Annotated in this window: 15 protein-coding genes; 9 read left to right on the forward strand and 6 right to left on the reverse strand. The window is 72.4% G+C overall.

Annotated features, from left to right (window positions below):
* Positions 1–28 precede the first annotated feature (28 nt).
* Positions 29–988, forward strand: coding sequence for an ABC transporter substrate-binding protein (locus UWG_RS0126890; RefSeq protein WP_016910293.1), 960 nt, complete (start codon positions 29–31; stop codon positions 986–988).
* Between the two features lie 94 nt (positions 989–1,082).
* Complete coding sequence (locus UWG_RS31850) at positions 1,083–2,030, forward strand: hypothetical protein (RefSeq protein ID WP_016910294.1); 948 nt, start codon at positions 1,083–1,085, stop codon at positions 2,028–2,030.
* Positions 2,031–2,054: 24 nt separating this feature from the next.
* Here the strand turns inward: UWG_RS31850 and UWG_RS0126900 are convergent, their stop codons facing one another.
* On the reverse strand, positions 2,055–3,209 hold the full coding sequence (locus UWG_RS0126900; protein WP_016910295.1) for an NADH-quinone oxidoreductase subunit D: 1,155 nt from the start codon (positions 3,207–3,209) through the stop codon (positions 2,055–2,057).
* Positions 3,210–3,290: 81 nt separating this feature from the next.
* Between UWG_RS0126900 and UWG_RS0126905 the strand changes: the two genes are divergently transcribed.
* From UWG_RS0126905 to UWG_RS0126935, 7 genes are all read left to right on the forward strand, one after another.
* Entirely contained in the window at positions 3,291–3,806 is a 516-nt protein-coding gene (locus UWG_RS0126905; protein WP_016910296.1) for a PH domain-containing protein, read from the forward strand.
* Complete coding sequence (locus UWG_RS0126910; protein WP_016910297.1) at positions 3,803–5,194, forward strand: PH domain-containing protein; 1,392 nt, start codon at positions 3,803–3,805, stop codon at positions 5,192–5,194. The genes UWG_RS0126905 and UWG_RS0126910 overlap by 4 nt, the downstream gene beginning before the upstream one ends.
* Positions 5,195–5,240: 46 nt before the next feature.
* Positions 5,241–6,140, forward strand: a complete 900-nt coding sequence (gene folP / locus UWG_RS0126915; RefSeq protein ID WP_029391808.1) for a dihydropteroate synthase — start codon at positions 5,241–5,243, stop codon at positions 6,138–6,140.
* Between the two features lie 30 nt (positions 6,141–6,170).
* Positions 6,171–6,671 carry a nuclear transport factor 2 family protein gene (locus UWG_RS31190; protein ID WP_016910299.1) on the forward strand — a complete coding sequence of 167 codons (501 nt, stop codon included), beginning with the start codon at positions 6,171–6,173 and terminating at the stop codon, positions 6,669–6,671.
* 316 nt (positions 6,672–6,987) lie between these two features.
* Complete coding sequence (gene folB / locus UWG_RS0126925; protein WP_016910300.1) at positions 6,988–7,347, forward strand: dihydroneopterin aldolase; 360 nt, start codon at positions 6,988–6,990, stop codon at positions 7,345–7,347.
* Positions 7,344–7,940 (forward strand): 2-amino-4-hydroxy-6-hydroxymethyldihydropteridine diphosphokinase, encoded by a 597-nt coding sequence (gene folK / locus UWG_RS0126930; protein ID WP_016910301.1) that lies wholly within the window; start codon positions 7,344–7,346, stop codon positions 7,938–7,940. The genes folB and folK overlap by 4 nt, the downstream gene beginning before the upstream one ends.
* Positions 7,941–8,096: 156 nt before the next feature.
* Positions 8,097–8,585 carry a DUF3180 domain-containing protein gene (locus tag UWG_RS0126935; RefSeq protein WP_016910302.1) on the forward strand — a complete coding sequence of 163 codons (489 nt, stop codon included), beginning with the start codon at positions 8,097–8,099 and terminating at the stop codon, positions 8,583–8,585.
* A gap of 43 nt (positions 8,586–8,628) precedes the next feature.
* On the opposite strand, the gene folE is transcribed toward UWG_RS0126935, so the two are convergent.
* From folE to UWG_RS0126960, 5 genes are all read right to left on the reverse strand, one after another.
* Entirely contained in the window at positions 8,629–9,234 is a 606-nt protein-coding gene (gene folE, locus UWG_RS0126940; RefSeq protein WP_016910303.1) for a GTP cyclohydrolase I FolE, read from the reverse strand.
* 130 nt (positions 9,235–9,364) lie between these two features.
* Positions 9,365–11,389: an ATP-dependent zinc metalloprotease FtsH gene (gene ftsH, locus UWG_RS0126945; protein WP_016910304.1), complete on the reverse strand. Its 2,025-nt coding sequence runs from the start codon at positions 11,387–11,389 to the stop codon at positions 9,365–9,367.
* Positions 11,390–11,597: 208 nt separating this feature from the next.
* Positions 11,598–12,137 carry a hypoxanthine phosphoribosyltransferase gene (hpt, locus tag UWG_RS0126950; RefSeq protein ID WP_033196403.1) on the reverse strand — a complete coding sequence of 180 codons (540 nt, stop codon included), beginning with the start codon at positions 12,135–12,137 and terminating at the stop codon, positions 11,598–11,600.
* Between the two features lie 57 nt (positions 12,138–12,194).
* Entirely contained in the window at positions 12,195–13,340 is a 1,146-nt protein-coding gene (gene tilS, locus UWG_RS0126955; protein WP_016910306.1) for a tRNA lysidine(34) synthetase TilS, read from the reverse strand.
* 198 nt (positions 13,341–13,538) lie between these two features.
* Positions 13,539–14,669, reverse strand: a complete 1,131-nt coding sequence (locus UWG_RS0126960; RefSeq protein ID WP_016910307.1) for a zinc-dependent metalloprotease — start codon at positions 14,667–14,669, stop codon at positions 13,539–13,541.
* Positions 14,670–14,671: the final 2 nt, after the last annotated feature.

The raw sequence follows: 14,671 nt of genomic DNA on the forward strand, positions 1-14,671 counted from the left end.
CAGAAGCCCTGAGACGAAGGAAGTCCCGATGGAGACCACCGCACGGACCGGCCGCACCGCGAGGAGAGCGCTGGGCGCCGGAGCCGCCGCAGTCCTCGTCCTCACCCTCGGCGCCTGCGGCGGCGAGGACCTGGAGGAGCAGGAGGACACGGGAGGCGGCGACGAACTCGTCGTCGGCTCGGCCGGGTTCACCGAGTCGCGGATCCTCGCGCAGCTCTACGCCGGCGTGCTGGACACGGCCGGGTACGACACCACCGTCAAGAAGGTCAACAACCGCGAGCTCTACGCGCCCGAACTGGAGAAGGGCAGGATCGACGTCGTCCCCGAGTACGCGGCGACGATGGCGGAGTTCCTCAACGCCAAGAAGAACGGCCCCAAGGCGAAGCCGGTCGCCTCCAGCGACCGCGACGAGACCGTCGCCGCGCTCCGCAAGCTCGCCGAGCCCCGCGGCCTGAAGGTGCTCCCGCCCGGCAAGGCCGTCGACCAGAACGCCTTCGCCGTCTCGAAGGAGTACGCGAAGGAGCACGACCTCGAGACGCTCTCCGACCTCGGCAGGAGCGGCGAGAAGGTGAAGGTGGCCGCCGGCGACGAGTGCGAGACGCGGCCCTTCTGCCGCCCCGGCCTGGAGAAGACGTACGGCATCGACGTCACCGAGATCGACCCGAAGGGCGTCGGGACAGCGCAGTCGAAGCAGGCCGTCAAGGACGGCGAGGACCAGCTCGTCCTCACCACCACCACCGACGCCACGCTCGACCGCTTCGACCTCGTGGTGCTCAAGGACGACAAGAAGCTCCAGCACGCCGACAACGTCCTCCCCGTCGTCAACGCGGAGAGCGCGGGCGACAAGAAGACCGCCGCCGCGCTCGCCCGCCTCACGGCGGCGCTGACCACCGACGACCTCACCGACCTCAACCGCAAGGTCGACGAGGAGCGCCAGAAGCCGAAGGACGTCGCCCGCGCCTACCTCGAGGAGCAGGGACTCGACTGAGCAGGACCGCACGCAGGGACCCCCGCGACGCGACGCGGTAACGATGCCCTTTGTCCGGTGTCGTCGCCCGCGCGACACCGGGTACATTCCAGCCATGCCACGTGGACGCCACCGCCATTCGCCGCCCCTGCACCGGCTCCTGACGCCGACGGCCGTCGCCGTCCCGGCGCTGGCGTGCGCGGGCGGCAGTTGGCTCGTCGGCGAGCCGGGGATCGACGACACCGCGACGGTGGTGCTGCGCGGGCTCGCCGCCGCCGCTGCCGCTGCCGCCGTCGTCGGCGGCGTGCTGCTGCGGCGCTGGGACAAGGCCGCCGGGCGCAGCGTCGCCGAACTGCGCATGAAGCAGGCGAGCCTCGAGTGGCGGGCCGAGGAGCGGCAGGCCGAGCTGGAGGGCGAGGCCGAGGAGGCCGGGGAGCTGCGCGCGCGGTTGGAGGAGAAGCTCCGCGCCAAGCGTTCCGAGCTCGCCCGCCTCCGCTCGGAGCACGCCGCGCTGCTGCGGCGGTACGCGCACGCCGAGTCGGAGCGCGCCAGCGCCCTGGAGGGCAGGCGCCAACTGGAGATCGAGGCGTCGGAGCCGACGCGGGCGCTCACCGCCGCGGCGACGGACCATCGGCACGCCTCGGGCGCCCCCACCCCGCTCACCTACCTCCAAGCGTCCGAGGCACTGCGGCACTTCGCACGCAATGCGGCGCACCAGCGCGAGCAGGCCGAGGAGCGGCGCCGCGAGGAGGCCGCCGCCGCCCGGGCCGCCGAGGAGCGCAGGGAGGCCGAGGAGCGTGCGGCGGCCCCGCCGGCGCTCGGCCCTGCCGCGCCCTTCCCGCCGTCCCCGGCACTGCCCGAGCCGCGCACCGAGCAGCCGCAGCGCTTCGACTTCTTCGGCGCAGGGGACGCGGCGTCGCGCCCCGAGCCCGAGGGACCGCCGCGGGAAGAGGCGCATCCGTCCCCCGACGAGCAGGTCGGGGTCGAGCGCCAGGACCCGAGCGGCCACGCCAGCACGCCGGCGCCCGGCTTCGGCGGCCTCCACGGAGCCGTCCCCAACTGACGCGCGCCGGCGTCTGCTTGTCGCTTACTTGTCGATGTCGCCGACGACGAAGAAGAACGATCCGAGGATCGCCACCATGTCCGCGACGAGGGTCCCCGGCAGCAGCTCGGCCAACGCCTGGATGTTGTTGAACGAGGCCGACCGCAGCTTCAGCCGGTACGGCGTCTTCTCCCCCTTGGAAACCAGGTAGTAGCCGTTGAGCCCGAGCGGGTTCTCCGTCCACGTGTACGACGTGCCCTCGGGCGCCTTGAGCACCTTCGGCAGCCGCTGGTTGACCGGACCCTGCGGCAGCCGCTCCAGGCGGTCGAGGCAGGCGTCGGCGAGGTCGAGCGAGTTGCGCGCCTGGTCCAGGAGGACCTCGAAGCGGGCGAGCGAGTCCCCCTCGGAACGCACCACCACGCGCAGCACGTCCTGCAACTCCCCGTAGGCGAGGTAGGGCTGGTCCCTGCGCAGGTCGAAGTCGACGCCCGAGGCGCGCGCGATCGGACCGCTCACGCCGTACGCGTGCGCGGTGCCCCGGTCGAGGACGCCGACGCCGCGGGTGCGCCCACGGAAGATCTCGTTGCCGAGGAGGAGGTCGTCGAAGGTGCCCAGGCGTGCGCGCACGGCGGCGACCGCTTGCCGCGCGCGGTCGCGCCACCCGGCGGGCAGGTCCTCCTTGAGGCCGCCGACGCGGTTGAACATGTAGTGCATCCGCCCGCCCGAGACCTCCTCCATCACCCGCTGGAGCACGTCGCGCTCGGTGAAGGAGTAGAAGATCGGCGTCATCGCGCCGAGTTCGAGGGGATAGGAACCGAGGAACATCAGGTGGTTCAGTACGCGGTTGAGCTCGGCGAGGAGCGTCCGCGTCCAGACGGCGCGCTCCGGCACCTCCATGCCCAGCATGCGCTCCACGCCGAGGACGACGCCGAGTTCGTTGGAGAACGCCGAGAGCCAGTCGTGCCGGTTGGCGAGGACGACGATCTGCCGGTAGTCCCGCGCCTCGAAGAGCTTCTCGGCCCCCCTGTGCATGTAGCCGACGACCGGCTCGGCACGGCTGATCCGCTCCCCGTCGAGGACGAGGCGGAGCCGCAGCACCCCGTGCGTCGAGGGGTGCTGCGGGCCGATGTTGAGCACCATGTCGGTGCTCTCCGCGGCGCCCCCGATCCCGACCGTGGTCTCCGTCCGCGTCGTCTCCATGCGCTCAGTCTGTCAGCAGCGCCCCGGTCCTGTACCTCAGGTGGATACCACGCGCGGAGCCGCGCCCGTACGTTGGAAGGCATGAGCAGCGCTCCCCACACCACCGACACAACGGCGGGCACCGCGCACGCACCGCACGAAGGGGAGTGGCGAGGCGTCGACCGGGCGCTGCTGCGCATGCGGAGACTCCTCGTCTGCGGTCCGCTGCTCCTCGCGGGAGCCGTGGCGGCCGCCGTCCTCTGGGCGACGGCGGGGCTCTGGGCGCTGCTCGCGCTGGTGCCGTGGGCCGCGGCGGCCTGGGCCTGGAGCGCCCTCGCGCGCAACTGGCGCTCCTGGCGGTACGCGGAGCGCGCCGACGACCTGCTGATCGATCACGGGGTCCTGTGGCGGAGGCTGACCGTCGTGCCCTACGGCAGGATGCAGCTCGTCGAGGTGACCTCGGGCCCGCTCCAGCGGCGGTACGGCCTCGCCCGGCTCCAGCTCCACACCGCGGCCGCCACCACGGACGCCGCCGTGCGCGGGCTGACGCCGCCCGAGGCGCAGCGCCTCCGCGACCGCCTGACCGAGCTCGGCGAGACGAGGTCGGCCGGCCTGTGACCGACGTACGCGACTCCCGCACCCCGCAGCCCGTCAGCCCCGCCGGTCCCGTCCGCCGCGCCGTCGTCCGGCTCCTCCCGACCCGTCCCGAGGGCACGCCGCTCCACCCGGTGACGCCCTGGCGCAGAGCATGGGCACCGATAGCGGCACTCGCCGTCACCGGGCTCCACAACGCCGAGCAGGCGCGCCGCTGGGTCACCGAACTCAGCCTCGGCTGGCTGGCGTCGGGGCTGCTCGTGGTGGTTCCGGCCGCCGCGGTCTACGGCTTCCTCTCCTGGTGGTGCACGAGCTACCTCGTCACCGAGACCGAACTGCGCATCCGCACGGGGCTCCTCTTCCGTCGCACCGCCCACCTGCGGCTCGACCGCATCCAGGCCGTCGACGTCCACCGCCCGCTCCTCGGCCGCACCGTCGGCGTCGCCGGGCTCACGCTCGACCTCGTCGGCACCGACAGCAAGGACCAGCTCGCCTACCTCGGCGAGGACGAGGCCGTCGCCCTGCGCGCCGAACTCCTCGCGCTCGCTGCGGGGATGGCGCCGCAGACGGCCCGCCACGCCGGCGAAGCACCCGCCGCCCGGCTGCTCCGGGTGCGCCCGCGGACCCAGCTCGCGGCCGCCGCGCTGCGGGGCTCCTTCTGGGTCGCGGTGCTCGGCTCGCTCGTCGCGCCCGGCGTCCTGTACGCGGTGACGGGGAGCGTCTTCGCGCTGCTCGCGCTGCTGGTGCCGGCGCTCAGCCTGGCCGGGCGGACCACCTTCGGGCGCCTCGTCACCGAGTACGACTGGACCGTCGACGACTCGCCCGACGGCCTCCGCATCGACCACGGCCTCCTCGGCCGCGAGCACGCGACCGTCCCGCCGGGACGCGTCCAGGCCGTCCGCGTGCGCGAACCGCTGCTGTGGCGGCGGCTCGGCTGGGTCCGCGTGGAGCTGGAGGTCGCCGGCATGGGCAAGCAGGAGGGCGGCACGCTGCTGCCCGTCGCCGACCGCGCCGCGGCGGCCGAGGTGCTCGCACGCGTCCTGCCCGGCGTCGACCTGTCGGCCGCCGCCGCAGCCGCCGCACGCGGACCGCGCCGCGCACGGCTGGGAGCGCCGTTCCTGTGGCGGGCCTTCGCGCACGGCACGACGGACGCCGTCTTCGTCGCCCGCAGCGGCCTGCTGGAGCGGCGCACCGTGCTCGTCCCGCACGCCAAGGTGCAGAGCGTACGGCTGCGCCAGGGGCCGTGGCACCGGAGCCTCTCCCTCGCCTCGGTCGCCGTCGACAACGGGGCCGGGGGTACGGCGCACGCCAGGCTGCGCGACGCCGACGAGGCGCACGCGCTCCTCCTCGCCCAGGCCGACCGCTCCCGCACCGGCCGCCGCACCGCACGCGCCGAGCGGTGGCTCACCTGACGCCGGCTCCGCGCGACCGCCTCGGCGTACGCCCTACGCTGGAGAGATGACTACCGATCGTGGCTCCGTCGCCGGCCTTCCGGAGTGGGACCGCTGTGCCGTCATGGGCGTAGTGAACGTCACACCCGACTCCTTCTCCGACGGAGGGCGATGGTTCGACACCGAGAAGGCGATCAAGCACGGACTCGACCTCGTCACGCACGGGGCCGACCTCGTCGACGTCGGCGGGGAGTCGACCCGTCCGGGCGCCCCGCGCGTCGACGAGGACGAGGAGCTGCGCCGGGTGCTCCCCGTGGTGCGGGGGCTCGCCGCCGAGGGCGTCGTCGTCAGCGTCGACACGATGCGGGCCGCCGTCGCGGAGGCGTCCCTCGCCGCGGGGGCCGCGCTCGTCAACGACGTCAGCGGAGGGCGGGCCGACCCGCGGATGGTCCCGGCCGTCGCCGCCGCAGGCGCTCCGTTCGTGGTGATGCACTGGCGCGGGCAGTCGGTCGACATGAACGACCGCGCGGAGTACGCCGACACGGTCACCGAGGTCGTCGACGAGCTTCGGGAGAGCGTGGAGCGCGCCGTGGAGGGGGGCATAGCCGGCGACCGGATCATCGTCGACCCCGGTCTCGGCTTCGCCAAGCAGGCAGAGCACGACCTCGCCCTCGTCTCCCGGCTCGGCCGCATCCGGGCCGAGTTGGAGTGGCCGCTCCTCGTCGCCGCCTCCCGCAAGCGCTTCCTCGGCCACGCGCTCGCCGGCCCCGACGGCTCTCCCCCGCCCGCCCGCGAGCGGGACGCCGCGACGGCTGCCGTCTCCGCGCTCTCCGCTCGCGAGGGCGCCTGGGCCGTCCGCGTCCACGAGGTCCGCGCGAGCGCGGACGCGGTGCGTGTGGTCCGGGCGGTCGAGGGCGCCGAAGGTGTGGAGGACGCAGGTCCCGGGCAGGGTGGCCGCAGCGCATGACCCCGTCCCGGCCGGGCTGAAGGGAGCCGCGTGAGCAGCGCGCGCACGGACATCGAGGCGGTCGAGGCCGCCAACACCGCGCTGTACCAGGCCGTCGAGGAGGGCGACCTGGAGGCGCTCTCCGCACTCTGGCTGGAGGACGGCGTCACCGTGGTGCATCCGGGCTGGCCGGTGCTGAGCGGCCGCGCCGAGGTGCTCCGCTCCTACGCGCTGATCATGGCGAACACCGAGTACATCCAGTTCTTCCTCACCGACGTCGAGGTCTCGGTGCACGGCGACACCGCGCTCGTGAGCTGCACGGAGAACATCCTCAGCTCGGGCCCAGCGGACGAGGACGGCGCGAGCCCGCTCGTCGGCGGCCTCGTGGTGGCGACCAACGTCTTCCGCCACGCCGCCCCCGATCCGGCCGCCGGCGACGAGGGGGGCTGGCGGCTGTGGTCGCACCACGGCTCGCCCGTCCTCGTCGAGAACGAGGAGAGCGCCGGGGGGACCACGCCCACCGTACCGGGCGAGGACCCGCCGCCCGCCTGACGACGTGCGCCCAACCCGCCCCGCGACGCCTCCCGTTGGCGCTCCCCGGCGTCAGCGGCGTGCGGCTCCCGGCACCCGTTCGTGCCACTGAGGGACGGCGCGCGAGTGGCTACCGGTGCTGTGGGTAGGCGGCGGCCCGAGCCGGTGGCACCCTCGGGCAGCGGGCCGTCCGCCGCTCCCCGCGGTGCGTGAACCGGGGTCCGGCCGGGCACCCCGGGCGCTCCCGGCACGCGTGCTCGCAGGTAGATTCGATTTCAGGTGTACTTCCGTGCACCGCGCAACCGCACACCTCCACCGACCGACGGGAGTGATACGCATGGACCGCGTCGCACTGCGCGGCTTGACGGCCCGTGGGCATCACGGCGTGTTCGAACGGGAACGCAAGGAGGGTCAGACGTTCGTCGTCGACCTCGAACTCGGCCTCGACACCGCCCCCGCCGCCACGGAGGACGACCTCTCCCGGACGGTCAACTACGGGATCGTCGCCGAGCAGGCCGTCGCTGTCGTGGAGGGGGAGCCGGTGGACCTGATCGAGACGCTCGCCCAGCGCATCGCCGATGTCTGCCTCGCGCACGAGGTCGTGCAGGAGGCCGAGGTCGTCGTCCACAAGCCAGACGCCCCGATCGCCGTCCCGTTCAACGACGTGACCATCACCATCAAGCGGAGCCGCGCATGACGCCGAACAGTGACCCGACCGTACAGCCGGTGCCCGCCTCCGTGGTGCGGCAGGTGGACGACGCCGACACGACGCTGCACAACCCCAAGCTCGCGGTGATCTCCCTCGGCAGCAACCTGGGCAACCGCCTCGAGGCACTGCAAAGCGCGGTCGACGCACTCGCCGACACCCCCGGTCTGAAGGTGAAGTCCGTCTCACCGGTGTACGAGACGATCCCCTGGGGCGTCGATCCGGCGAGCCAGCCCGCCTACTTCAACGCGGTGGTCCTCGTGCGCACCACGCTGCCCCCCGCCTCCCTGCTGGAACGCGGGCAGGCCGTCGAGGAGGCGCTGGAGCGGGTACGCGACGAGCGCTGGGCGCCGCGCACCATCGACGTCGACATCGTCTCGTACCAGGACGTCCGCTCCGACGACCCGCGGCTGACGCTGCCGCACCCGCGGGCGCACCAGCGTGCCTTCGTCCTCGTGCCCTGGCACGACGTCGACCCGGGAGCCGAGCTCCCCGGGCGCGGCACGGTGACCGCGCTGCTCGACGCGCTCGGCCGCGAGGGCGTCACGCCCCGTCCCGACCTGGAACTCAGCCTGCCCGACTGAACGTTGGCAGCACCGCGGACACCGACCGGTGCCGGCCCGCCGCCCTGCGGAGGCCGGCGCCCGGCGGTGCGCCGCGCAGCGCGCGACCGGTAGCCTGCCGCACGGGGCGCGCACCCGGCGACTCCGCACACCGAGAGACGGCGACGTGAGGCACTGGTGAAGGAACTACGCATCCGCACCCTGGTCGGCGTCTGCCTCATCGCAGGGGTGCTCTCCTGGTCGGGCGCGGGGCTGTGGGACACCTACGGCACGCTCCCCCGCGTCCCCGTCGCGGCGCCGATCGTCCTCGGCGCCATCGCGGCCGTCCTGCTCGCCACCGCACTTTCGCTCCGCGCGCGGCTCAAGGCGCAGCGGGAGAGGCAGCCGGACGCCAAGGGCGTCGAGCCGATGGTGGCGGCGCGTGCCGTCCTCTTCGGGCAGGCGAGCGCGCTCGTGGCGGCGCTCGTCGCCGGCATGTACGGCGGCACGGGCGTCTTCCTGCTCACCTCGGGCGGGGACGACGCACTCCGGGGCTCGCAGACGCTCCACGCGGGCCTCGCCGTCGTCGCAGGCGCCGCCGTCGTCGCGGCGGCCGTCTACCTGGAGCGCATCTGCCGCCTCCCGGAGGACGAGGACGACGCCCCGGCGGCGCCCTCGGCCGACTGACGCGGCCACCCGCCCTGCCTTTTGTCCGCCGGCGCGGCTCCGGTCAGCGCAGGATGAGGCTCATCGCCTCGGACCGCGTCGCCGCGTCCCGGAGCTGACCGCGGACCGCCGACGTCACCGTCTTCGCGCCGGGCTTCCGTATCCCCCGCATCGACATGCACATGTGCTCGCACTCCACGACGACGATCACGCCGCGCGGCTCCAGGATGCGGGTGAGCGCGTCGGCGATCTGCGTGGTCAGACGCTCCTGCACCTGGGGGCGCCTGGCGTAGACGTCGACGAGCCTGGCCAGCTTGGAGAGTCCGGTGATCTTCCCGGTGCTCGACGGGATGTAGCCGACGTGTGCGACGCCGTGGAAGGGGACGAGGTGGTGCTCGCAGGTCGAGTAGACCTCGATGTCCTTCACCAGGACCATCTCGTCGTGGCCCAGGTCGAAGGTGGTGGTCAGCACGTCCTCCGGCTGCTGCTGGAGGCCGGCGAAGATCTCCTTGTACGCCCTGGCCACCCGCGCCGGGGTGTCGAGCAGCCCCTCCCTGTCGGGGTCCTCACCAACGGCGATCAGCAGTTCCCTGACAGCGTTCTCCGCGCGCTTCTCGTCGAACTCGCCGAACGGCTCGCCCTCGCCCTCCAGCGTCACCGGGTCGGTCATCTCTTCCTCGCTCCTGCCTCTCAGATGCACAGACGCCCACCGCGCCCCTCGTGGGAAACCCGAGGGGCGCGGTGGGCATTCCGCTACGCCGGTGTGGCGCGGGCGACCCCGCTTCAGGGGCGGGACGCCTTCAGCTGTTCTCCGGGTCGACGGGCTCCACGATCGCGTCCGAATCCCGGGGGCCGATCTCCTTGCCGAGGTCGACCGAGGCGCCGTTGCCGTTGGAGAGGGCAGCGGCGGGGGCCGACACCGGGGGCCGCGTCGAGGGGGCCCGGCGCGAGGAGCCCGTCCACGCGGGGCGGGTCGGGCGCTTCACGACGGGCGCGAAGACCTCGGCGATCTCCTGCTTGCCGAGGGTCTCCTTCTCCAGGAGCGCCAGGACGAGGTTGTCGAGGACGTCGCGGTTCTCGACGAGGATCTCCCACGCCTCGTTGTGCGCCGTCTCGATGAGCTTCTTGACCTCTTCGTCGACGAGCCCCGCGACCTCCTCGGAGTAGTCGCGCTGGTGCGACATCTCCTTGCCGAGGAACGGCTCGGACTGGTCGGAGCCGAACTTGATCGCCCCGAGCCGCTCCGTCATGCCGTACTGGGTGACCATCGCCCGAGCGGTGGCCGTCGCCTTTTCGATGTCGTTGGCGGCGCCCGTCGTCGGGTCGTGGAAGACGAGCTCCTCGGCCGCGCGTCCGCCCATCATGTAGGCGAGCTGGTCGAGCATCTCGTTTCTCGTCGTGGAGTACTTGTCCTCGTCGGGGAGGACCATCGTGTACCCCAGCGCCCGGCCTCTGCTGAGGATCGTGATCTTGTGCACCGGGTCCGAGTTGGGAGAGGCCGCCGCGACGAGGGCGTGCCCGCCCTCGTGGTACGCGGTGATCTTCTTCTCCTTGTCGCTCATGATCCGGGTGCGCTTCTGCGGACCCGCGACGACGCGGTCGATCGCCTCGTCGAGGAACTTGTTGTCGATCAGCTTCTGGTCGCTGCGCGCGGTGAGCAGTGCCGCCTCGTTGAGGACGTTGCTCAGGTCGGCACCGGTGAAGCCGGGGGTGCGGCGGGCGACGGCTCCGAGGTCGACGTCGGTCGCCATCGGCTTGCCCTTCTGGTGGACCTGGAGGATCTCCTCGCGGCCCTGCATGTCCGGGCGGTCGACGGCGATCTGGCGGTCGAAGCGGCCGGGCCGCAGCAACGCCGGGTCGAGGATGTCGGGGCGGTTGGTCGCCGCGATGAGGATGACGCCGCCCTTGACGTCGAAGCCGTCCATCTCGACGAGGAGCTGGTTGAGCGTCTGCTCGCGCTCGTCGTGCCCTCCGCCCATGCCGGCGCCGCGGTGGCGGCCGACGGCGTCGATCTCGTCGACGAAGACGATCGCCGGTGCGTTCGCCTTCGCCTGCTCGAAGAGGTCGCGGACGCGGGAGGCGCCGACGCCGACGAACATCTCGACGAAGTCGGAGCCGGAGATGGAGTAGAAGGGGACGCCCGCCTCGCCGGCCACGGCCCGCGCGAGGAGCGTCTTGCCCGTGCCGGGCGGGCCGTAGAGCAGCACACCCTTCGGGATCTTGGCGCCGACCGCCTGGAACTTCGCCGGCTCCTGGAGGAAGTCCTTGATCTCGTAGAGCTCCTCGACGGCCTCGTCGGACCCGGCGACATCGGTGAAGGTGGTCTTCGGAGTGTCCTTGGTGATCAGCTTCGCCTTGGACTTCCCGAAGTTCATCACCCGGGAGCCGCCGCCCTGCATCTGGTTCATCAGGAACAGGAAGACGACGATGATCAGGACGAACGGAAGCAGCGAGAGCAGCATCCCGACGAACGGGTTCTGCTTCTGCGGAGCGACCGTGTACCCCTTCGGGATCTCCTTCTGGTCGTACTTGCTCTGGAGCTTCTTCTGGAGATCGAAGCCCTGGTCGTCGATGTAGCTGGCCTGGATCTTGTCGCTGTCCTCGACCTTGGCGCCGTCCTTCAGCTCGAGCTTGACGGTCTCCTCGTCACCCGTCGTCAGCTCGGCGGACTTCACCTTGTCCTGGTCGATCGCCTGCACGATCTGGCCGGTGTCCACGGATTTGTAGCCGCCAGACGAGCTGACGACCTGCATCAACACGACCACGGCGAGGACGGCCAGCACGATCCACATGACCGGCCCACGGAAGTATCGCTTCACGTCCATCCATACGAGGCGTGCACGCCCCGTCCCTCCTGCCACAGTGAGTTGAAAAGCCTGACCTTCGGACGGTACCCCAGCATTGTGACCCGGCGCCGCCGAGGGCGGTCAACAACACCGGTTTCCCACACCGTCCAACGGAGGGACAACGGAGGGCGGAAGCCGTGTGTTCCCGGGCCTTCCGATCCCCGCCTCCCGGTTCGGGACGGTGACCTCACCCACCGTAGACGTGCGGTGCGAGCGTCCCGACGAAGGGGAGGTTGCGGTACTTCTCCGCGTAGTCGAGACCGTAGCCGACGACGAACTCGTTGGGGATGTCGAAGCCGATCCACTTCACGTCGATGTCGACCTTCGCCGCGTCGGGCTTCCGCAGCAGCGTGCAGACGTTGAGCGAAGCCGGCCCGCGGGAGCCGAGGTTGGAGATGAGCCAGGAGAGCGTGAGCCCGGAGTCGATGATGTCCTCGACGATCAGGACGTGCTTGTCCTGGAGGTCGGTGTCGAGGTCCTTGAGGATGCGGACCACACCCGAGGACTGCGTGCCTGCCCCGTAGGAGGAGACGGCCATCCAGTCCATGGTGGCGGGGTTGGAGAGCGCGCGGGCGAGGTCGGCCATGACCATCACCGCGCCTTTGAGCACGCCCACCAGGAGCAGGTCCTTGCCGGCGTACTCCTCGTCGATCTGCCCGGCGAGCTCAGCGAGCTTGGCGTCGATCTCTTCCTTGCTGATGAGCACCGACTCCAGGTCGGTGCCCATGTCCTTCTCATCCACCGGCGCAGCTCTCATTCGGTCTCCGCGGCCCGTCCGAATCGGTCAGCCGGCCGAGCCCTGCCGAAGAACCAGTCTGCCACCCGCCCTGGAGACCTCCACACGGCCGGGCAGGTTGAGCGCCCGCTGCCCGCGCCAGGAGGTGATCAGCCGGTCCATCTCCTCGACGTGCACGGCGAAGAGGGAGCCGGCCGGCGCGCCCACCTCGATCGCGGCGCGGCGCATCACCCGGCGCCGTACCGCGGGCGGCAGCGCGTGCAGCCGCGCCGTGTCGAGTTGGCACGTGCCCGATGCGGACCCCCCGACCCGCACCGTGCGCTCGGCCTCGGCGGCCCAGGCGTCGAGCGCCTCGGCATCGTCCCTGGAGAGTTGGGCCGTCCGCGCGAGGGCTTCGATGACGCCCTTCCCGAGCGCCTTCTCCAGCGCGGGCAACGCCTCGTGGCGGACCCGGGACCGGGTGAAGACGGGATCGGCGTTGTGCGGGTCGTCCCAGACGGAGAGGGACTGGGCGAGGCAGGCCCTGCGAGTGGTCTGTCGGTCGACGGCGAGGAAGGGCCGACGGTAGCGGCCGGCGGTCCCGGAGACGGCGGCCATCCCGGAGAGCGAGCGCGTACCCGAGCCGCGGGCGAGGCCGAGCAGTACCGTCTCCGCCTGGTCGTCCCTGGTGTGCCCGAGGAGGACGGCCGCTGCTCCGGTGCGCTCGAGCGCGGAGTCGAGAGCTGCGTACCTCGCCTCGCGGGCGGCGGCCTCGGGGCCCGTGCCGTTCCGGCCGACCTCGACGGAGAGGGACTCGACGGGCCGCAGGCCGAGGTCGGCGAGGCGGGCTGCGACGTCGGCGGCGCGCTCTTGCGAGCCCTCCTGGAGACCGTGGTCGACGGTGACCCCGCCGGCGCGGACACCGAGGCGGGGCGCTTCGAAGGCGAGGGCCGAGGCGAGCGCCATGGAGTCGGCGCCGCCGGAGCAGGCGACCAGCACGAGGGGGGCGGCCGGCTCTTCGCCGGCGGCCGGGGGGTCGGCGGCGCGGGCGGTGGGTGCGCCGGCGTTCGCGGGGACGCGCGGACCCGGGTCCGCGGACGGGGCGGGGACGGTGGCGTGTGAGGGGCGGCATGCTGCTGCGTGCTCGTTGAGCACGTCATGGAGGGTGCGGCGAACCGCCAGGCGTATTGCGGCGACCGCGGGGTGGGGACCCATGTCCGATTCACTTCCTCGCCGAGGGAGACTGCTTCACTCAGAGTGTGTAGATGGTGACAGAGACGTACGGTGTTCCCCGAGCATCGCACGCGCACCCGGCCATCACGCTCCCTCGGAAGGGTGATTACCGGGATTCTCGACCACTTCGCCAACGTTGTCGGATATCAGCAGCGCTCCCTTTTCCCGTCGGACGGAAGGTCATTCCGCGCGGCGGTGCACCCTCGCGATCCAGTCGGCCGGAGCGTCGATCTCCGCCTTCGTCGGCAGGGTGTTGGGCGAGGTCCACACGCGGTTGAACCCCTCCATGCCGACCTCGTCCACGACGGTCCGCACGAACCGCTCGCCCTCCTTGTACTGGCGCAGCTTGGCGTCGAGGCCGAGGACGCGGCGCATCACCTGGTCGAGACGGCTCGCGCCGCTCGCCCGGCGCCGCTGGAACTTCTCGCGGATCTCGGCGACCGAGGGCACCACCTGCGGCCCGACGCCGTCCATCACGTAGTCGGCGTGGCCCTCCAGCAGCGACATCACCGCGGTGAGCCGGGCTAGGACCTCCCGCTGCGCCGGCGTCTGCACGAGGTCGGTGAGGCTCCCGGCCGCCGGCTCCGGCGCCTCGCCGCCCTGCTGGCGGGAGCCGGCGAAGGACTGCACCGCCTCGCGGAGGCGCTCCAGCAGCGTCGACGGGTCGACCTCGGTCTCGCCGAGGAACGTCTGGATCTCGCCTTCGAGGTGGTCCCTGAGCCAGGGCACGGCGGAGAACTGGGTGCGGTGCGTCTCCTCGTGGAGGCAGACCCACATGCGGAAGTCGTGCGGCTCGACGTCGAGTTCGCGCTCCACGTGGACGATGTTCGGCGCGACGAGGAGGAGGCGCCCGCCGCCCTCCCCCGCCGGCAGCCCGGAGCCGGCGGGCGCGAACGTCTCGAACTGGCCGAGGACGCGCGACGAGAGGAAGGAGAGCAGCATCCCCACCTCGACGCCCGTGACCTTGCCGCCGACCGCGCCCAGTACCGCACCGCCGGGGGTGGCCCCGCGCCGCTGCTCGACCTTGGTCAGCAGCGGCGAGAGCAGCTCCCTGAACCCGGCGACGTTCGCCCGCACCCAACCGGGACGGTCGACGACGAGGACGGGCGCGTCCGCGCCCTGCTGCTCGGCCGGGGAGAGCCCGGTGAAGCCGGTGACGTGCTCGTGCGAGGACTCCGCGTGCCCGCGGAGTTCGGCGACGATCGCCCGCGCCTCCTCGCGGCCGACGTCCGGGCCCGGCCTGGCGAGCCGGGTCGCGGTCGCCACCGCGAGGTTCCAGTCGACCGTCTCCGTACCACCGAGGCTCGTCATGG

Source organism: Streptomyces xiaopingdaonensis (assembly GCF_000262345.1).
Lineage (GTDB): Bacteria > Actinomycetota > Actinomycetes > Streptomycetales > Streptomycetaceae > Streptomyces > Streptomyces xiaopingdaonensis.